A 21,520-nucleotide genomic window follows, 5' to 3' on the forward strand; every position below is an offset into this window, starting at 1 on the left:
TGGGTGAAGTAATTTATTTTACTTTAGATAACGAACAGCTTCGCAGATTGCTTCGGCTCACACTTTCCTGCCTCGCAAAGATGAAAACAGGAACGTCATTGCGAACTGAAGCTTAGGTTTTTTTTGTGCGCTTGCGTGAAGCAATCTATTTAGATAACGAACAGCTTCACAGATTACTTCGGCTCACACTTTCCTGCCTCGCAAAGACGGCAATAGGAACGTCATTGCGAACTGAGCTTAGGTTTTTTGTGCGTTTGGGTGAAGTAATTTATTTTACTTTAGATAACGAACAGCTTCACAGATTGCTTCGGCTTATACTTTCCTGCCTCGCAAAGATGAAAACAGGAACGTCATTGCGAACTGAAGTTTAGGTTTTTTTGCGTTTGGGTGAAGCAATCTTTTTACTTTAGATAACGAACAGCTTCACAGATTGCTTCGGCTCACACTTTCCCCCCTTGCAAAGACGGAAATAGGACCGTCATTGCGAACGAAGCTTAGGTTTTTTGTGCGTTTGGGCGAGGCAATCTATCTTACAGCAGCACTTCTTTTTGACTTTCCTAAAACATCAATAAAGCTACCTTTGTTAATAGATGATGAAAGTATTTATTAGCGGCAACATAGCCGAAAGTGGCATAAAAGAATTAGAAGAAAACAATATTTCCATTACCCAATGGAAAGAAAGCAGGCAAATTACTGCAGAAGAACTAATTGCGGCCTGTAAGCAAAACGATGCACTGATTAGTGTTGGCCCTAATAAAATCGATGCAAATTTTTTAAATTCTTGCAGCCATTTAAAGGTAATTGCATTGCATTCCGTAGGTTTTGATCAGGTTGATGTTGAAGAAGCTAAAAAGTTGAATATCCCGATTGGAAATACACCTGGTGTGTTAAGTGGTGCAACAGCCGACACCGCTTTTTTGCTTATGCTGGCAGTATCGCGCAAAGCATTTTACTTTCATAAAAAAATTATTAATGGTGAATGGAAGAACTATGAACCTGTACCGGAACTGGGTATTGAACTGAATGGCAAAACACTGGGGATTTTTGGCATGGGTAAAATAGGGTTGGAGATGGCGAAGAAATGCATTGGTGCTTATCAAATGCCGGTAATTTACCACAATCGTAGTCGAAATGCTGAAGCCGAAAAAGCCATAGGAGCAAAGTACGTTTCTTTCGAGGAACTGCTGGAGCAGAGCGATGTGCTTTCTGTGCATACTGCATTAACAGCCGAAACTAAAAACAAATTTACATCATCGGTTTTTAAACAAATGAAACCATCCTCTATTTTTATCAATACCGCAAGAGGAGGCATACATAATGAAGGAGATTTACTGGACGCTTTGCAATCAGGAGAAATTTGGGGTGCTGGTTTGGATGTAACTAATCCTGAACCGATGCAGAAAAATAATCCATTGCTGGACATGGAAAATGTTGCTGTTTTGCCACATATCGGATCAGCTACAATAGAAACCAGATCGGCAATGGCTAACATTATTGCAAAAAATATTATGGCTGGTTTAAAGGGAGACGTTTTACCTTACCCGGTAAAGTAACCTGCTGTTAAACAAGTATGCCGGGCAAAAATGTCCGGCATACTTGTTTATATGAAATAAAATTTGTGGTTACTTTACGGTATATTTAAAAACAGACCGACCTAAATTGCCACTTGCATCAATTCCTTCAACCACTACTTTATACTGACCTCTGCCATCGGCATTGTAAAACTCAAAAGAAGCATTTCCGCTTGCATCTGTAATTACCTTTGGATTCCAGTAAATTGTGGTTCTTAAATCATTACGGTTTAAGTTTGCCGGAACATCATATTTAGGTACATAAAACTGACGCTCTTTATTATAACCTTGAGGAGAGAAGGTAATCTCGTAGTTTTTAGGCAACATATCCAATAACTGGCTTTTCGAAATTTTAGTACCCTTAGGTGCTTTTTTCTGGTTAACCACAATCACACCATTTACATTATTGGCTCTGTTTACAAGGCCAAGTTCATCTCTTAAAAATACCTCTACCGATTCTATGTTACCTGCCTCTAAAGTATTAAGCTGGTTAACATCCATCAACATTCCGTTTATAAATACACCCATTGGGATCTTTTTGCCGGCATTATAATCTCTCGATACATAGAAATTATTGTCAACAAAGGTTACGCCAGGCAACATGGATTGTAAACAATTGATTAATAAATTACAACCCGTTAGCCTATCTCCCGATATTTCATGATCTGCTATTTGGCTTAAGCCTGTTAAAGCAGGATAATCTTTATGGCTTACTTTAGGTATGGCCGCCGCTTTAATGGTTATATCCTTTAAGGTGTGTAAATAAGAATATTGTTTCTGACTGTTGGCTAAGTAAGTTGTTAAGGCGCTGTCTATGTTTAAAACCTCTTCCGGTGCATTTAAGTTTCGGCTGATGGTTGGTGTAGGCGACCCGCTTAAGCTAATCACCATGCCTTTATAATTGGTATTATATTTTGCTGTAATGGTCACTTTCGATGAGTCGTTAAAAACAAGGTTAGAAAACTTAAAATTACCAACCGGATCTGTGGTGCCCTCTAAATTAAAACGTTTATCAGGAATTGTTAATAAGAGTGCTCCTTTTCTTACAGGGATACCATTAGACATTCTCAATATTCCTGAAATTTCTATACCCTGCTCAGGCAGGAAATCAACTTTTGGCAACTTACCGGCAATAATATCGGTGTAGGCATAACTGCGATATCCTTGTGTTAGTAAAAGAACATCTAAATCTGCACTTTTTTTAGCGTCGGTATTGTTAAAATAATAATTAGGTTTTTCGATATATCCTTTAACATCGCTGTTTAATAACAAACCCGTAAAGATGGTGCTGGCACCGTCCTCATTAAAAGGCACTTTGGTTTCGTCAATAACCGATACAGAGAAATTCCCTGCAACCGGCAATGCATCCTTTTTAGCTGCTAAATTAATTTTAACTTTTTTCTTTACACCGTAAGCTGGTAACGGACTGGTAACATTAAGCGTTAAACCATTTTTATGTTGTACAAAAATAATCCTTTCGCTAAGCGGTTTCCCACTCTCTGCAAATAGGGTAAATTGCGCAATACCTGCCGGAAACTTCGATTTTAAAATTGATGTTGAATACTCTTTGTTTGAAAGTGCCGTTTGCGCACCATAACAAATTACCCCTTTGCTTTGCGCAATTAAATAGAATTTTTTGCCTTGATTTTGTTGGAAAAAAGCATCGTTGGAAGCAATTTTTACCGATATGTTTTCAGGATTACTATTGTCGGCCACAATGGTAATACCCGTTGCCTCTATTGCTGGCAAGGTTACATTTTGCGTTGTGCCATCCGCATAAGTAATCGCTACAGTATAAGTTTTACCCGCTTCAGCAGCTAAAGTAAAAGTTCCCATGCCTAAGTGTTGGGCAGAAAAAGTAGCCACCTGTTTTCCGTCATTATCCGTTACTGTGCCCTTTGCATTAATGCCCAAACCATCACTTTTAATTGCTTTAAAAGCAATTTTGGTAGTTAAACCCGCAATAAGTTTACCACCCTCAGGAAAAAACTGTATGTCTTTGCTGATGATGGCTGTTTTTAACGGAAAACTATTGTTAACTATATCTTTTTCACTTGTATTAATGCTGGTTATTAACTGCCCTTTTTGTAGTTGATATTCAGCTTTTTGATTGGCCGTCATATTAATGGTTAAAAAGCCGTTGGCATCTGTAGTACCCCGCCCTTTAGCAATAACGGTATAACTGGTTACCACCTGCCAGGTTACATTTCGATTGGCATATGGTTTATTAGCGGCATCTTTGAACTGCACACGTGCATCAATCTTTTCCTGTTTATCTGTTGAAGAGTTTTTGAGTGTAATGTTGGTTTTAACCTCTTTATCAATGGCTTCGCCAACAAAAAAAGCTTTATTGAAAAATGCTGGATCGTTTGCATTTAACATCCACATGGTATAAGCCCGGAGGTGATAATTACCCTGTTTAAAGTTAACCTGGTCTAAAGGGATATTTCCACTGGCGGTACCATCAGTAAGGGGTAACTTTATCGTTTGAATGAGCGAATCCTGCTGATTAATTACATCTACATAGATGATTTTGCTTAACCCGGATAGGAAATTCTGATTCTCGGTAACATAGGCCTTAAACCAAATGGTATCTGCAACGGCATAATAAGGTTTATCAAAATGCAGGTAAATTTTTTCGGCAGGGTAATCGTTTAAAACTTTATTGGTTTTATTAATAATGGTATTGATGCTAACGGTATCGGTTTGGGCCGATGAATGCAGGTTTAGAACTGATATAAAGGCAACTAATATTAATAAAACTCTAAAAATCTTCATGAATTGGAATTTAAATACTAAGAGGTAAATATATCCAATTATACATAGAGCGCCTAAAATGTTATGATGTTTAACACTTTTTTACATAAAAATAGAAACCCAAATTATCTGTCTCTTTGGCATTGTATTAATCCTCTAAGGTTTTAAAACCTCAGAGGATTGCTAAATAAACGAATTGCTTATTTAAACTCGATTAAAAATTCGTTTAACGGAGTACGTACTTTTTTAAGGTTTACCAACCAGTCGCCTTCAGGATCACGGTGACCTAAAGGAAGCAAGGTTACACTACGTAAGCCTTGTTTGTTTAAACCTAAAAGTTTATCTAACTCAGGGCCGTTAAAACCTTCCATTGGTGTAGCATCTACCTGTAAACTTGCAGCTTCAGCAATGGCAACGCCAAAACCAATATAAGCCTGACGTGCAGCATGGTTAAAGTTTTCTTCAGCTGTTCTTGATAAAATCATACCTTTTAACTGTGTTTTATAAGCATCAGTTGCATTTTCAGGTAAGCCACGCTCAGCATTCATTCTGTTAAAAACGGCATCAATACCCTCGTCTGTATAATTTTCGTTTGCAGCAAAAATTAATAAGTGAGAAGAATCTATAACTTGCGACTGATTAAAAGCGATAGGGGCAATTTTCTCTTTTAACTCCTGGTTCGTCACCACAATAACTTTAAAGGGTTGCAAGCCCGAAGAAGTAGGTGCTAAATGTGCTGCGGCAATAATTTTATCAACCTTTTCTTGGTCAACAGGCTGACCATTCATTTTTTTAACGGCATAACGCCAGTTCAGGGCATCTATTAAGCTCATATTATAAGTTTTTTATTTTCAATTAATAGCACAAATATCTGGATTAGCTTAAAACTCTTTGTTGATGTATGGTAAGAATTACTCGCAGTATCTTAAAGGATAGTGATATTGAAATCCTTAATTATGGTAAAAACCTGATGTCACTTCTTACCGGAAAGTGGTCTGACAGCTTCGCCTGTGTAATGTGATAATTTAGAATTTCTAATTCTTTACTTGTAGCAATATAATCGATTTGAAAGTTAGGGAATTTACCATTGTAAGTTCTGCCCAGGCCCGAACCTTTTTTAATAAAAGCATTGTTTAAACCAGCCGTAATTTGAGTTACAACATAAGACGCGGGGGTATCGTTAAAATCGCCGGCAATTAAATAAGGTGTTTTACAAGTAGCCATTTCTTTTTTCATAATGTCTACCTGGTTGCTTCTTTTTAAGAAAGCACTTTTAAGCATTTTTAAGATTCGTTTAGAAGGCTGGAGTTCCGTATTCATTTCCTTTACCTTGTCTAAGTAATCGTAATCCTGTTTTTCAAAAGAGATTGACTGGAAATGCACATTATAAATTCTTAAAGTTTTAAGGCCCATTTGCAAATCGGCATAAATACTCATATTGCCTGCTATGCCTTGTTCAAAAGGAATTTTCCCGCTATTTATAATTTTATATTTAGAAAAAATAGCCAGGCCATTGGCTTCGTAATCATTTTTATTGGTGGGTACAAAATAGTAATACCTGGTATTCAATAAAGCCTTTAAACTGTCGATGGTATCAAAAGAGCCCTTGTAACGCGTATAAAATTCCTGGAAACAAATAATATCTGGATTCTGTTCTTTAACTACTTTCAGCATTTTTTCTTTAACAGATTCGGTGTTGTTTTCTCCGTAAAGTTTAAAGCTATGTACATTGTAGGTCATCATCCTGATGCTACCCTCCGATTTTTCTGTCCGGCCTTCACTGCCACCAAAAGCAAGTGTTGCTTTAAGCGTTTTGTACCCAAAGGCAATAACCGCAAACGTGATTATGGCAAAAAGCCATTTTTTATTAACTGACCACCAGATTAAAAATATAACATTGGCCAGTAAAGTGAAAGGATAGGCCAGACCGAAAAAAGCAATTATTGCATGTTTACGTGGATCCATGCTGCCGGCTAAAGTACCAAGCAGCAAAAAAATAGCCAATACAACAGCAATGGGTAAAAGTAACTTATCAAAAAAGCTGTATTTTTTTTTAGCCATTAATCTTTACTCGCTTTAAAAAGTTTTTCTTTCTCTACCGGAGATAATTTATCGTAACCGGAAGTAGAAATTTTATCTAAGATGGCATCAATTTCCTGTTGCGAAACATTTTTAAATTCGGCCTTTTTAACAGGCTGTTCATTTCTTACGACCCTTAATTTAGGCTTACGTTCGAACAATTTGCTCCAGTCTTTTCCACTTTGAAGGCTTTTAATAAATGCAAAGCCTAAAAATGCACCACCAAGATGGGCCAAACTGCCACCGGCATTAAACGAAGTAATGCCGATAATATCTAAAATAATATAGGCTATGGCAAGGTATTTAATTTTAACCTCCCCAAAAAACATCAGGAAAATAGCATAGTTTGGAACCAATGTTGCCGTACCGACAATAATAGCCATCACTGCTGCTGATGCACCAATAAGTACAGCAGAGCTTACTGTTGAGGTAAAAAATGGAAATATATTAAAAGCAGCAATATAAAATATGGCACCCGCCAAGCCGCCTGCTATATAAACAAAATGAAACTGGCGGGCATTTAAAAAGTTCATAAATATGTTTCCAAACCAAAATAGCCCCAGCATATTAAAAAGAAGATGCAAAAAGCCGGCATGAAAAAACATATACGTAATTATAGTATAAAAATGTGCCGGCAATGCCGAAAATGATGCTGGCAAGGCTAAGTAACTGTTAATCCAGTTGTAAATATTAAATGGTACGTTACCAAGCAGGCAGAAAACAGAAACCAGCGCAGGAACAAGAAATAAAATAACATTAATACCAATGTAAAAAAACAATGGGTTGCCCGACTGGAATATTTTAAACTTTAAATCTTTAAAAATATTATTATTCATACAGCGTATAAAAAGTATCGTTCTTGTCCTTCCACAGTTTTACCAGGATAAATCCAATTAAAGCACCCCCTAAATGCGCATAATGAGCAATAGAATCGCCTTGTATTTGTGCTACACCTAAAGAAAATTCTATGATAATATACACAGGTATAATGTATTTTGCTTTAACCGGAACCGGAATAAACATAATTAAAAGCTCTGCATTAGGATAAAGCATTCCAAAAGCAACCAAAAGCCCAAATATTGCACCCGATGCGCCCACCATACCCCCGAAATAAATTCCGTATAAGGTAGTTGCATTAGCTAAGGTTAAAGATCTATTGTCAAACTGGCCCTGAGAAAAGGTATCCATATTTATTTTACCACTGGCGGTTATAGAACCTAAAATTTGATGAACTTCAAAAGCTTGTACGGCCCATTGTAAAAACAAAGCACCTAAACCCGTTATCAAATAGAAAATAATAAATTTCTTTGCCCCCCACCGAGATTCGAGCAAACTGCCAAACGAATACAATGCAAACATATTGAAAAATATATGTGCAATGCCGCCATGCATAAACATATATGTAATGGGCTGCCAGAAATTAAATTTTGGGGAGTCGAAGTAAAAAGCTGCGAATAAATTATCCATATCAAGCTTTGGAAGCAGGTTTGCAGCCGCAAAAAATAAAATATTTATAATCAGCAGGTTTTTTACTACCGGTGGGATATGTATGTTGTTCATTTATAGTGTTATTGTTCTAATTAAGCCTTTGTAGTACTTTTAACCACGTTTGCTTTATGAGTAATTTGGTTATGCTCCCTGCTTATTTCTCAAACTTCTTATCCAGTTCGGCCAAAGTAATGGTTTGTATAATCGGCTTTCCGGTTACGCTAAAGTTAGGTGTTTTACAGCCAAAAAGTTCATCAATAAGTGTATTCATTTCTTCCTGGCTTAAAGCTGTTCCTGCTTTTATGGCGCTGTTTTTAGCTAAACTTCGGGCTAAGCTATCCCGCTTATTTAATTTTAGCTCTTGCTGCGAATTTTTAAAACCCTCAATAAGCTGTTCAAATAATTGTGTTTCATTAATATTACTGCTGCCTAAATCAACAGGAATACCTTCTACCACTAACGTGTTTTTCCCGAATTCGCGTACATCAAAGCCTAAACTTTTTATATCATCGAGTAAACTTTTGGCCAGTTCAAAATCGTTGGCATTTAAGGTAATGGTTTGCGGAAATAAACTTTGCTGTGAGGCGCCTTTGCGATCGTCGAGATGTACGAGAAATCGCTCGTAAAGGATTCGCTCATGGGCCATTTGCTGATCGATAACCATTAAACCCGATTTTATCTGCGATACAATATAGCGGTTATGCAATTGCATATATTGCTTTTGTTTAGTCTCTAAAACGGCATCATCAGCATAAAATGAGGTTTGTTCTACAACAGGCTGCTGGGTTACTTCATATAAGGAGCCCCAGTTTTTAGTGTTGGGTTTAGCTTCATAATTTCTTGGTGCGCTCGAAGCAGTTGTATAACCCAAACCAACTTCATTTTTATCGCTTGCAAACGGATTAAAATCAGGGTTAAAATTAATACTTGGTGGCACAATATCCTCCACTGCTTTCGGCGTAATCATGTTGCTGAAACCAGTTTCCTGGTCAAAATCAAGTGTTGGTGCAATATTGTAACGGCCAATTGATCGTTTTACTGCCGATTTTAAAATGGCATAAATAGATTTCTCATCTAAGTATTTAATCTCCGTTTTTGTTGGGTGAACGTTCACATCAATTTTTGCAGGATCGATTTCTATAAACAAAACGTAAAGCGGGTAGCTATCATCCGGTAAAAGATCTTCAAAAGCAGAACTAACTGCATGGTTTAAATATGGATCTTTAATAAAACGGTTATTTACAAAGAAAAACTGCTCACCTCTGGTTTTTTTTGCAAAGGCAGGTTTACCAATATATCCTTTAAGGTTAATGATGGTTGTATCCTCTTCAACCGGAACCAGGCGTTCGTTATAATTGTTGCCAAATAAATGGACAATGCGTTGTTTTAAATTTCCCTTCGGCAGGTTGTAAATTTCTACACCATCGTGGTGCAAACTGAAAAACACAGCTGGATGCGCTAAAGCCACACGCTGAAATTCATCAATAATATGGCGCATTTCAACAGGATTGCTTTTTAAGAAATTCCGCCTGGCTGGTGTATTGAAAAATAAATTTTTAATTGCTATTTGCGTGCCGGGCGAGGTTGCTACTGGCTCCTGGTTGATAACCTGGGCACCTTCTATACTAATACAGGTACCAATTTCATCTTCATGCCTGCGGGTTTTCATTTCAACCTGTGCAATGGCGGCAATAGAAGCCATTGCCTCTCCACGGAAACCCATAGTACGAATGGCAAATAAATCTTCGGCCTTTTTTACTTTAGAAGTTGCATGGCGTTCAAAACACATTCTTGCATCGGTAACGCTCATGCCACAGCCGTTATCAATAATCTGGATTAAGGCTTTACCTGCATCTTTTATCACCAGTTGAATTTTATCTGCCCCAGCATCAATAGAATTTTCGAGCAATTCTTTTACCGCAGAAGCAGGTCTTTGAACAACTTCTCCGGCAGCAATCTGGTTGGCAACAGCATCAGGTAATAAATGAATAATATCAGTCATGTATAAAGGCAATGTGAAATTGCTAAATTATACAAAATAAGCTTAAAGCCGGTGCTTTGTTTAAAACTCAACACATAAATGACTGTAGTTAAAGCTTTAAAATTAGCAGGTTCAAAACAAAACCTTTGTAATTGCTTTCTAAAATCAGCTCGGTTTAGTTTAGGATTTTGGCGCTATTCTCCATTAAAAATCTGAATAAAAAAACTGTTAGCTCAAACTAAAAATAATTACTTATTTTTGTGACCCAATTATGCAGGAAATAAAAACGTCATTCGATTTTGAAAAGCCTATTGCCGATTTAGTTCAGCAGATAGAAAAGGTTAAGCAAGTTGCCGAAAAAACCAAGGTAGATATGTCTGCCACTTTAGAGGAACTTGATGGTAAATTAGATGAAACCACTAAAAATCTATATAATAACCTAACGGGTTGGAATAAGGTTCAGATGAGCCGCCACCCCGACAGACCGCAAACGCTTGATTACATCAACATGATTTGCGATGACTTTATTGAATTGCACGGTGATAGAACCGTAAAAGATGATAAAGCAATTATAGGTGGTTTTGCTACCATTAATGGTCAAACCGTAATGGTTATTGGCCATCAGAAAGGTAAAAATACCAAAGAGCGTCAGTACCGTAATTTTGGTATGGCTAATCCTGAAGGCTACCGCAAAGCTTTACGTTTAATGCGTTTAGCAGAGAAATTTAACAAACCTGTAGTTTCTTTTATCGATACAATGGGTGCTTATCCTGGTTTGGAAGCAGAAGAACGCGGACAGGGAGAGGCCATTGCCAGAAACTTACTGGAAATGTCGGTATTAAGGGTTCCGATTATCTGTATTATTATTGGTGAAGGTGCTTCTGGTGGTGCTTTAGGCATTGGTATTGGTGATAAAGTATATATGCTTGAGCATACCTGGTATTCAGTAATTTCTCCTGAATCTTGTTCCTCGATTTTGTGGAGAAGCTGGGATTTTAAAGAAAAAGCTGCCGAATGCCTAAAGTTAACTTCCGATGATATGTTTGGAAATAAGCTAATCGATGGCATCATAAGAGAACCACTTGGTGGCGCACATCAAAACCCTGAATTAATGGGGGCAACTTTAAAAGAGCAAATTATTGGTGATTTAAAATCATTAGGTAAAATAAAAACAGACAAACTGATTGAGCAAAGAATTGATAAATTTTGCGCAATGGGTGTTGTAAATGAATAAAAATAAATAAAGCGAAAATTTTATTTAAAAGTATTAAATCCTTTAGGTTAAAACCTGGAGGATTTTTTCGTTTATAGTCTTTTTTTAACCGTAATCAATCAGAATATATTACTGCTTAGAATGCTTTTTGTTGAGCAATGAGCAGGTAAAATAAGCATGAAATTATTTGCTTTTATCCTTTTATATCTCTTAATTTATGTTGTCAAATATTTAACACACTGGTGATTAGATGCATCCTCAAGGCATAAGTTTTACATCCCGCTTAATATTTTCAGATTGACTGTTTTTTGTAGGTGTCGTTGCAAACACATAAGAACAATACACACACCAGCGCTTTTACTGGCGTCGCTAAGTTATCCTTGCGTTAAAAGGAGGCAAAACTTAAACAATTATTGAATAATGAAAAACTTAATTTCAAATCCGGAGGGGTAACCGTTCCCGCCGGTAGCGGATTTGCTTTTGCACATCAATTTGCCGAAGTGTTTTGCGATAATGACCAAAGCTGTGCTTTTGTAGATTGCAGGCGTTAATGTTTGATTGATTAATTGTGGCTTGTAGTGATTATGAGTCAAAAATTTAAACCCGAAAAAATGAAATTCATAATCATTCTCTTTTCCGTTTTTATTCCCAAGATTCTTTTTGCCCAAAATTTTGAACTTAATCTAAAATTTATAGACCCTGAGAATAAAATCGCTGATAACAGTCTTTGTAATTTAACAACCTATAATAAAGACGCTCTTTCAGGTGCTAAACATATTTATACTGCTGAGGTTCATAATAAAAAAGCTACACTTAAAGATACGATAAATACCGCCTATATAGCCATGTTGGGCCTGGATATTGGCACCAGGTATGCTTCATATAAGATAGCGGTTGAACCGGGGGCTACCTATCAAATAACCTATAATGTGGACAATAAAAAATTTGATATTGTAAGCAATTCTAAATCAGATCACCTATTGAGATTTTTTTTTAATGGACTGGACAGTTTGTATAAACAACAAGACCAAAGGCTTTCTTTGCATAAAGAATTTATAGTTGCGAAGAATGTATACTCGGCAGATAGTGTATTAAGAATAACGAACAATTTTAACAACGATTTACGGAATTTCAGTAAAAAAATAGCTTTTGAAAATCCAGACAATATCATATCGCCCTATATACTAATCAAAAACAATAATTTTGATCTGGAAGAGCAGAAAATCTATGAAAACTTTTCTAATGACATCAAAAAAAGCAATTATGGTATTGCCCTTAAAGAAAATATGGATATAGCCCTGCGTGGTGGCAAGACGGAAGAAAAACTGAAGCTAATTGAAGAAGACTTAATTCCAATTGAAGGAAATACATTAGCGGGTCGTACCATATTGCTAAATCAACATTATTTCAAACAAAATTATAGTAAAGTAACAATAATAGAGTTTTGGGCAAGCTGGTGCGCTCCTTGCAGGGAATCACTAAAGAAGCTATATTCATTTTATTATCAAAACAAATCAAAGGATTTTAATATCATTCTGGTTTCGCTGGATGATGACGCTGGCGAATGGAAAAAAGCCAGCCTGTATGACAATTACTCTTGGTTAAACATTTCTGATGGTAAAGGACATTCTTCCGATACGCCAAAAAATTATAAAATAAATGCAATTCCAGCCAATATTCTTATAAACTCAGATGGGAAAATAATTGCCAGGAACATTTTTGATTTGGATACGATTAGACAAATTTTAAATAGGTAATAAAATTCTTGCGTCATTGAGAGGCACGAAGCAATCTCTATGTATTGAATATTTGTTGTTTAAAATTTTTTAATGTTTCTTCATGACCGCTTTTAAAGGGTAGAATTTGTTTCTCTCTTTAGCCAACCTTATAAACTTTCAGTTACAGGGGTTTAATCAATTGGGTTTGGTTAAAAAAAAAAGCTTTGCAAATTAATGCAAAGCTTTTTCAATTCCATTTAAGAATTTTTTATTGCTGTGGCTGTTGAGGATAATAAACAGATAGCCTGCTTTCTAAACCAGCAAATATTTTCTCCAGCTGCGAACTCACTTTAGTTTGTCCGGCTGCTTTACTTGTTCTAATCATTCTATCTAAGTAATATAATCCGGTTTGTACATTTTGTGAGCCTGTAAGGGTGCCTTTCGATTGAGAGATATCAGCCAGGTAGGTTAGCTCCTTATTGATATAATCGCCCGATTTGGTCATAATATCATTGGCTTTTGCAACTTCGCCTAACTTATACAGGTTTTCAGCAAGGTAGAATTTAACTACTACTGTACGAATCCCGAAAAACTTATCAGGCATTACTTCGTAGTACTTGTCAATTACCTTTTTAGCTTCAGCCGTTTTACCATCTTTAATCAAGCTGCCACTTAAACTGGTGAAAAGGTTAGTAAAGATAAACGTATCATCAGATGACTGCGGATCTAAATAAGTAGCCGTTTTCATATTGCCCCATTTAAATTTAGTCATTACGTTGTTGTAAAGAACAGGCGTGTTTAATTGCTCTTCTCTTTCTTCTTTGTTAGAAGTTGTATCCGCTTTTAAAGGTAATAAGCGTAAGGCTAAACCTTCACTGTATAAATATTTATCTAAACCATTATATTGCTCTGAGGGAACTGTTGAAGCAAAATAGATTGGCCTTTTCCAGTTGTTATGCGCAAGGATATCAAACATGGCGAGTGTACCTTTAGTTACGTATCCCTTGTTAAATTTCCAATCCATTTCTGGTGCAATTTTCCCCGCATCAGCAGCAGAAACAGTACCGGTGTTGATTACTTGTTGAGGATCTATTGTGATTTTTAGATTTTTAGTAGGTAAGAAGTTAGATTTTGTGCCATCCTGCATAGCTACTTTATCATCTGCATTATCTGATAATAATAAATCCACTACATTTTTTAATTCAATGCTACCCGCAATTTTATAATCATCAAAAGGCATTACATCTCTTTCTCCCTGAACATACTGAGCAGGTTTCATGGTAATTGGCAATGGCTCTGATTCGTTTTGTTTTTGTCTTAAACCATTGATGTACCAATCTGTATCAAATAAACTTAAATTAACAATACGTACATCAGGGCGCACATTTTCAACTTCCTGAATATACCAAAGTGGATATGTATCGTTATCTCCATAAGTAAATAGAATGGCATTTGGCGCACAAGATTGCAGATAATCCAAGGCAATATCGTGTGCTACTAATTTAGTAGAACGGTCGTGGTCATCCCATCCTTGCTCAGCCATAATGGTTGGTGCAGCCAATAAACCAATAACGGTAGCACCAATTGCACCATTGGTAGGCGTTAATTTTTTAAATAGCCATTCTTTTAAGGCCAACACCCCGAGTCCAATCCAGATGGCAAAGGCATAAAACGATCCTACATACGCATAATCCCTTTCACGAGGCTCCAATGGCTTTTGGTTGAGGTATAAAACAATGGCGATACCTGTAAAAAAGAAGAGTAAGGCTACCACACCAGCATCTTTCTGGTTGCGTTTGAAATGCCATATTGCACCTAATAAACCTAAAATTAATGGTAAAAAGAAAAAGCGGTTATAAGCATTATTATCTACAGTTGATGGCGGTAGGTGGCTCTGATCGCCCAGGCGTATGGCATCAATTGGTTTAATACCACTTAACCATTCGCCTTCAAACCCGCTTCCCTGTCCTTGCTCATCATTTTGGCGACCAGCAAAGTTCCACATAAAGTAGCGCATGTACATATAACCAATTTGGTAACTGAATAAAAAGCCTGCATTATCTACAACATTTGGCTTTTTGCTGTCATCCATGTGCATCCACTCCTTATAAAAAGAAGCATGACGGGCATCATCGCTATACATACGGGGCAATAAAGTATTGTTGCTGTATTCGTATTCACTTTTTTTGCCGGCAACCTCGTATTTAGTGTCGCCTTTTCTCCAGATCGTTTTTCCCTCTGTTACACCAATTCTTTCCGAATTATAGTTTGGCCCATAACCTAAAGGACGGTCGCCATACTGCTCACGGTTTAAGTAGCTTAAGAAAGAAAAAGCATCTTTAGGAGCACTGTTATTTAAGTTTGGTTCTGCTTTAGCCCTGATTACAATCATGGCAAATGATGCATAACCGAAAATGATTAAAACAGTAGAAATTAAACCCAAGTTTAATAGTTTCTTTTGGTGCGTAATAGAGTAACGAATACCCCAAACAAACAAGCTAATAAGCACAACGGCAAAGAACAGTACACCTGTACCAAAACCCAAGCCCAGTGTATTTACAAAGAAAAGATCGAAATAGGCACCGAATGAAACCAGGTATTGAATAATACCATATTGAACAACTGCCAAAATAAGGATTCCAACAATTAGTGTTTTAAAAATACCAGCTGTAGTTGCTTTATCAGTTCTTTTGAAATAGTAAACAAATGCCATAGCAGGTATGGTTAATAAGTTTAATAAGTGAACACCTATTGATAAACCCATTACATAAGCAATGAATAGTAACCAGCGGTCTCCCTTAGGTTCATCGGCGTGCGCTTCCCATTTTAAAATACCCCAGAAAACGATTGCCGTAAATAAAGATGATTGTGCGTATACTTCAGATTCTACAGCTGAAAACCAAAAACTATCAGAAAAAGTATAGGCTAAAGCACCAACTGCACCGGCACCCATAATGCTGATTAATTTGCTGGTGGTTAATTCATCGCCGGCTTTAATTATGGTTTTCTTAGCTAAAGCTGTAATGGTCCAGAATAAAAAGAGGATGGTTGCACCACTGGAAACAGCCGAACCAATATTCATCCAGTAAGCTATTTTGGTTGTTTCGCCAAAAGCAAAAATAGAGAAAAAGCGCTGGATCATTAAAAATAATGGAGCACCTGGTTGGTGAACAACCTGCATTTTAAATGCTGATGCGATAAACTCACCGCAATCCCAGAAACTGGCAGAGGGCTCTAAGGTTAAAACATAAGTTATTGTCGCAATTAAAAAGCAGATCCAGCCTACTATATTATTAACTTTTGAATAATTCATTGGTTTTTGATAATGATAATTAAAATTGTTTTTGGCATAAAAATGCTGCCGAAATTAACTATTAAAGTCGATAAAATAAGTAATTTCTTCGATTGTTTTAACAATTTTTAACCTCGCACACCCTAAACAGGAGGATAATACAAGGTTTTGCTTCATTAAAAAAACACTTTAACAGCAAAACCCATAAGAACGGTTAAAAATGTTCTTATGGGTTTGAGGATGCAGCTAAATTTTAACCGCCAATAAAGGGCGAAAAGCGTGATAGTAGTGCTGTATATTGTTTTTCTAATTTCTGGCTAAGTTCCTGTTGTTTAAAAGCATCAGTAAGTTTCACCATTTGCCCTAAATAAGCCATGTAAAATTGAACCTTCCTTTCCGAATCTAATTGGTTTTTACTGATGGAAACATCAGCAATGTGGCCCAGTTCTTTATCCACAAAATCGGCGGTTCTGTTAATCATTGCATTGGCGCGTTGTACCTCGTTTAAGCGGTATAAGTTTTCTGTAAAGAAAAAAGTTCCCTGAACCTGCAGCATACTGTGAAATTTAGAAGGGATCACCGCATAGTACAGATCAACTACTTTTTTGCTTTCTTCAATTTTTCCTTCAGTAATCAATCCATTTAACAGGCTGTTGAAAATGTTTGAAAACATCGGTACATCATCTGCCGATTGTCTGTCTAAATGGTTTGCATTTTTAATATTTCCCCATTTGTAAACATTCATTACGTTATTATACAGTGGTTTAATATTAACCTGTTCGTAAACTTGTTTTCCGCTTGTATCAGGTTTTAGGGGTAATAACCTTAAATTTAACCCTTCTGAATACAGGTATTTTTTTAAGCCAACATACTGATCATCAGGCATGGCACCGGTAAAATATATGGGCCTTTTCCAGTCGTTATGCGTTAGAATGTCGAAAAGAGCCAAAGTACCTTTTGTTACGTAATCAGAATCATAGGTCCATTCCATTCTGTCTGCAATTTTTCCGGCTTCCTCTCTCGGCACCGTTCCGGTATCTAAAACATCCTTGGCATTGATGGTAATTTTTAGGTTTTTGGTGGGCAATATATTGGTTTTAGAGCCGTCTCTTAAACTTAATTTATCTTCATCCTGATCAGACAAAAGCACATTCATAATTTCTTTAAGTTCGATGTGCTGGGCAATTTTAAAATCCTGGTAATACATTACATCTCTTGTTCCTGCCACATATTGTTCGGGTTTCATCGAAATAGGTAAGGGTGCAGATTCGTTTTGCTTCCTTTTCATACCATCTATATACCAATCGGCCGTAAATAAACTCAGGTTAACAATTCTTACATCAGGACGAATTTTTTCAACTTCCTGAGCATACCATAGCGGGAAAGTATCATTGTCGCCATAAGTAAACAGAATGGCGTTTGGCGCACAGGATTTTAAATAGCTCGCCGAAATGTCTTTAGCAAGGTGACTGTCTGAGCGGTTGTGGTCATCCCAGCCCTGGCCAGCCATAATAATTGGGGCAGCGAATAAAGCTACAACAGAAGCAAAAATTCCAGCCCTGGCGGGTGTAAACTTTTTAAAAACCCATTCTTTTAGGCCCAGCACACCTAATCCAATCCAAATGGCAAAGGCATAAAACGAACCTACATAGGCATAATCACGTTCACGAGGTTCTATAGGTACTGAATTTAGATAAATTACAATGGCTACACCAGTAAATACAAATAGCAACCCAATAATACCAGCATCTTTTTGGTTGCGTTTAAAATGCCATAACGCACCGATTAAGCCGATTATTAATGGAAGGAAGAAAAATCTGTTGTAGGCTTTATTGTCTACAATCGAAGGAGGGAGATTTTGTTGGTCGCCCAAACGAATGGCATCTATTGGTTTTATCCCACTTAACCATGCACCACCATTTCCACCATGCTGCCCATCCTGATTGTCCTGGCGACCAACAAAATTCCACATAAAATACCGCATATACATTTGTCCAACCTGGAAAGAAGACATATATTTTAGGTTATCCATCATGGTTGGCTTATGGGCATCATCAAAACCCATCCAGTTTTTATAAAATTTAATATGCTCCGCTTTGTCACTGTACATTCTTGGAATTAACGTTTTCTGGTCAAAAACATAATCCGATTTCGTACCTGCTGATTCATATTTCTGATCACCCTTCCTGTATAATTTTCCCGTTTCCTTTATATCTATTTTATCTGAATTGTAGTTTTCACCATAAAGTAAAGGTCTGTCGCCATACTGGGCACGGTTAACATAACTCAGGAAAGAAAAGGCATTTTCAGGATCGGTATTGTTTAGGTTTGGTTTTCCATGCGCCCTGATTATAAGTGCAGCAAAAGAGCTGTAGCCAAAAATTAACAACACGGTAAATAATAAAATCAGATTTAAAGCCCGTTTATGTTTTAAAATTGAATAACGAATACCATAAGCCAGGCCTCCAATCAGCAATAATGCAAAAAATAAAATTCCTGTACCGAAACCCAGACCTAAAGTATTTACAAAGAATAAATCAAAACTTGCCGCAAATGAAACCATATACTGGATGATGCCAAACTGAACAAAAGCCAAAGCCAATATCGAAATGAAAAACACTTTTAAAGTGCCTTGCCAGGTAGGGGATGCTGTTTTTTTAAAGTAGTACACAAATATTACAGCAGGAATGGTTAATAGGTTTAACAAATGGACACCAATAGAAAGGCCGATCATATAAGCGACAAAAAGCAACCAGCGATCTGATCCTTTTTCGTTTGCCTGCGACTCCCATTTTAATATGCCCCAAAATACCACAGCTGTACAGAGTGAAGACATTGCATAAACTTCGGCCTCAACTGCTGAAAACCAGAAGCTATCCGAAAATGCATAGGCCAATGCACCAACTAAGCCCGAACCGATAATGCTGATGATTTGCGATGTGGTGATTTCTTCATTTGCCTTAACGATGGTTTTTTTAGCCAAAGCCGTAATCGTCCAAAATAAAAATAAGATGGTTGTTGCACTGGCTAAGGCAGAAGCAATGTTCATAAAGTAGGCCACTTTTGAATGATCGCCCATGGCCAATGCCGAAAATAAACGTTGAATCATGGAAACCAAAGGTGCGCCAGGCTGATGTACAACTTCCATTCTAAAAGCTGTTGCAATAAATTCTCCGCAATCCCAAAAGCTTACCGATTGGTCTAAAGTTAGGATGTAGGTTAGCATGGCAATCAAAAAACAGAGCCAGCCTGTAATGGTGTTAATCTTTGAGTAGTTCATTCGTTAAAGTTTAGTTATTGATATTAAATGTTTTATAGATTTCTGACTTAAAAAGTCACATAAAAAATCAAAATGTTGCATGGATTATGATGATTTTTTTATCTTTGCATCGCAGTAGGAAACAGCAAGAAAAAAAATAAAAAATATTTTAAAAACACTCTTGCATAATTAAAATAAGCTTCCTACATTTGCATTCCCAATCGAGAGGTAACTCAAGATTTACTTTTTGTCCGATAGTATAAGGGTAGTACGACAGTTTTTGGTACTGTTTGTCTTGGTTCGAATCCAGGTCGGACAACAATTTTAACATCGGATCGTGTTTATTAGCATGATCCGATTTTTTTTTAACCGTAAACTACACGGACCATGCCATTGCAGTTTAACCCGGTAAAACTTTTTTCCGGAACAGGTTCCAGGGGATTATCACTTAAAATTGCCGAAAGTTACGGCAAGCCGCTCGGTAGTGTAACCATTCATAAGTTTAGTGATGGTGAATTTCAACCTTCTTTTGATGAATCTATCCGGGGTAGCGATGTTTTTCTAATTCAATCCACTTGCCAGCCAAGTGATAATTTGATGGAATTACTTTTAATGGTTGATGCGGCTAAAAGAGCTTCAGCACATTATATTACAGCAGTTGTTCCTTATTATGGTTTAGCCCGTCAGGATAGAAAAGATAAACCACGTGTAGCAATAGGCGCAAAATTAGTTGCCAATTTATTAAAGAGTGCTGGTATACACCGCATTATGACAATGGATTTGCACGCGGCACAAATACAGGGTTTCTTTGATATTCCGGTGGATCACTTAGATGGATCGGTTATTTTTGTACCTTATATTAAAAGCCTGAATTTACCAAACTTAACAATTGCATCGCCTGATATGGGCGGTTCATACAGGGCCCGTACCTTTGCTAAGTTTTTTAATGCAGAGGTTATTATCTGTGATAAACGCCGTAAACGTGCCAATGAAATCGAATCAATGTCGATTATTGGAGATGTAACCGGGCAAGATGTGGTTTTAATTGATGATATTTGCGATACTGCCGGAACATTATCAAAAGCTGCGGCTTTAATTATGGAAAACGGTGCTGCAAGTGTTAGAGCAGTATGTACGCATGCAGTTTTATCAGGTAAAGCAGTAGAAACGGTAGAAAATTCTGTTTTGACAGAATTAATAGTTACGGATACCATTCCATTAAAAACGGAAAGTCCGAAAATTAAGGTGCTGAGTACAGCCAGCTTATTTGCAAGGGCAATTGCCAATGTAAATGAACATGGATCAATCAGTGATCTTTTTAGAGTGTAATAAAAAAAGTATAAGGTTCAGGGTAAAGGCAAAAGCCTTCATATCCGGTGTTGAGTACTTAAGTATTAATAAATAAATAAATATAAAATGAAAACAATCGCAATTAGCGGTTCTCCAAGAGAGAACGTAGGGAAACGCGATGCCAAAGAGCTTCGTTACGAAGGTAAAGTTCCTGCGGTATTGTATGGTGGTCAATCACAACAACATTTAGCTGTTGTTATCGCAGACTTAAGAGATGTAATTTACACTCCGGATGTAAACTTTGTAGAAGTAAATGTTAATGGTGTTAAAACTAAAGCTATCGTTAAAGATACTCAGTTTCACCCTTTAACTGACGTTTTAATGCACATCGATTTTCTTCAGTTATTTGATGACAAAGAAATCGTAATGGAAATCCCTGTAAAATTAACAGGAACTTCTCCAGGTGTTAAAATGGGGGGTAAGTTAATCCAGAAATTACGTAAGTTACGTGTTAAAGCTTTACCAGCTGACATGCCACAAAACGTTGAAGTAAGTTTAGAAAAATTAGAAGTAGGTAGTTTATTCCGTGTTCGTGACTTAAAAGGAACGAAATACGTAATTACGAACACTCCTGAAGATACAATCGTATCTGTTGCAATGTCAAGAGCATTGAAACAAGCAGAAACTGAAGCTGCAAAAGGTAAAAAATAATTGGTGATTTTCACTGATTAGAAATTAAAGCGGTAGAGAAGCAATTCTTTACCGCTTTTTTTTGTATTAAGATTTATCTTTTTATATGGTATCCAGCTTTCAAATCCTGTAACCTTGAAAGCGTATTCTGGTTTTCAATCATCGCCAAAATATTTTCCATT

The 21,520-nt window shown here is 36.8% G+C and carries 13 protein-coding genes; 5 read left to right on the forward strand and 8 right to left on the reverse strand.

The features are described from left to right. Window positions 1–590 precede the first annotated feature (590 nt). On the forward strand, window positions 591–1,553 hold the full coding sequence (locus R2Q77_RS16250) for a D-glycerate dehydrogenase (RefSeq protein WP_316804780.1): 963 nt from the start codon (window positions 591–593) through the stop codon (window positions 1,551–1,553). 69 nt (window positions 1,554–1,622) lie between these two features. Here the strand turns inward: R2Q77_RS16250 and R2Q77_RS16255 are convergent, their stop codons facing one another. The 6 genes from R2Q77_RS16255 to mutL form a co-directional block, all read right to left on the reverse strand. Next, the gene (locus tag R2Q77_RS16255) at window positions 1,623–4,349 is read right to left on the reverse strand and encodes a carboxypeptidase regulatory-like domain-containing protein (protein WP_316804781.1); all 2,727 of its coding nucleotides are present in this window, start codon (window positions 4,347–4,349) and stop codon (window positions 1,623–1,625) included. A 179-nt stretch (window positions 4,350–4,528) separates the two neighbouring features. After that, window positions 4,529–5,161, reverse strand: coding sequence for a nitroreductase family protein (locus tag R2Q77_RS16260; protein WP_316804782.1), 633 nt, complete (start codon window positions 5,159–5,161; stop codon window positions 4,529–4,531). A 121-nt stretch (window positions 5,162–5,282) separates the two neighbouring features. Next, the gene (locus R2Q77_RS16265) at window positions 5,283–6,389 is read right to left on the reverse strand and encodes an endonuclease/exonuclease/phosphatase family protein (RefSeq protein ID WP_316804783.1); all 1,107 of its coding nucleotides are present in this window, start codon (window positions 6,387–6,389) and stop codon (window positions 5,283–5,285) included. Beyond that, the gene (locus R2Q77_RS16270; RefSeq protein WP_316804784.1) at window positions 6,389–7,243 is read right to left on the reverse strand and encodes a rhomboid family intramembrane serine protease; all 855 of its coding nucleotides are present in this window, start codon (window positions 7,241–7,243) and stop codon (window positions 6,389–6,391) included. The genes R2Q77_RS16265 and R2Q77_RS16270 overlap by 1 nt, the downstream gene beginning before the upstream one ends. Beyond that, complete coding sequence (locus tag R2Q77_RS16275; RefSeq protein WP_316804785.1) at window positions 7,236–7,967, reverse strand: rhomboid family intramembrane serine protease; 732 nt, start codon at window positions 7,965–7,967, stop codon at window positions 7,236–7,238. Before R2Q77_RS16275 ends, R2Q77_RS16270 begins: the two co-directional genes overlap by 8 nt. An 82-nt stretch (window positions 7,968–8,049) precedes the next feature. Continuing rightward, window positions 8,050–9,897 (reverse strand): DNA mismatch repair endonuclease MutL, encoded by a 1,848-nt coding sequence (gene mutL / locus R2Q77_RS16280; protein ID WP_316804786.1) that lies wholly within the window; start codon window positions 9,895–9,897, stop codon window positions 8,050–8,052. 250 nt (window positions 9,898–10,147) lie between these two features. On the opposite strand from mutL, the gene R2Q77_RS16285 reads away from it, so the two are divergent. Further along, the gene (locus R2Q77_RS16285; protein WP_316804787.1) at window positions 10,148–11,110 is read left to right on the forward strand and encodes an acetyl-CoA carboxylase carboxyltransferase subunit alpha; all 963 of its coding nucleotides are present in this window, start codon (window positions 10,148–10,150) and stop codon (window positions 11,108–11,110) included. A 590-nt stretch (window positions 11,111–11,700) separates the two neighbouring features. Further along, a complete protein-coding gene (locus R2Q77_RS16290) occupies window positions 11,701–12,846 on the forward strand; it encodes a TlpA disulfide reductase family protein (RefSeq protein ID WP_316804788.1) in 1,146 nt (381 codons plus the stop codon). Between the two features lie 229 nt (window positions 12,847–13,075). Here the strand turns inward: R2Q77_RS16290 and R2Q77_RS16295 are convergent, their stop codons facing one another. Both R2Q77_RS16295 and R2Q77_RS16300 read right to left on the reverse strand, forming a co-directional pair. Next, window positions 13,076–16,120, reverse strand: coding sequence for a DUF2723 domain-containing protein (locus R2Q77_RS16295; RefSeq protein ID WP_316804789.1), 3,045 nt, complete (start codon window positions 16,118–16,120; stop codon window positions 13,076–13,078). A gap of 232 nt (window positions 16,121–16,352) precedes the next feature. Beyond that, window positions 16,353–19,379: a DUF2723 domain-containing protein gene (locus R2Q77_RS16300; RefSeq protein WP_316804790.1), complete on the reverse strand. Its 3,027-nt coding sequence runs from the start codon at window positions 19,377–19,379 to the stop codon at window positions 16,353–16,355. Window positions 19,380–19,745: 366 nt separating this feature from the next. On the opposite strand from R2Q77_RS16300, the gene R2Q77_RS16305 reads away from it, so the two are divergent. Beyond that, window positions 19,746–20,687 carry a ribose-phosphate pyrophosphokinase gene (locus R2Q77_RS16305; RefSeq protein WP_316804791.1) on the forward strand — a complete coding sequence of 314 codons (942 nt, stop codon included), beginning with the start codon at window positions 19,746–19,748 and terminating at the stop codon, window positions 20,685–20,687. A gap of 87 nt (window positions 20,688–20,774) precedes the next feature. Continuing rightward, complete coding sequence (locus R2Q77_RS16310) at window positions 20,775–21,359, forward strand: 50S ribosomal protein L25/general stress protein Ctc (RefSeq protein ID WP_316804792.1); 585 nt, start codon at window positions 20,775–20,777, stop codon at window positions 21,357–21,359. The last annotated feature ends 161 nt before the right edge of the window (window positions 21,360–21,520 follow it).

Origin of the sequence: Pedobacter nototheniae, from assembly GCF_032678625.1 — a bacterium.
In the GTDB taxonomy this organism is placed as follows: domain Bacteria; phylum Bacteroidota; class Bacteroidia; order Sphingobacteriales; family Sphingobacteriaceae; genus Pedobacter; species Pedobacter nototheniae_A.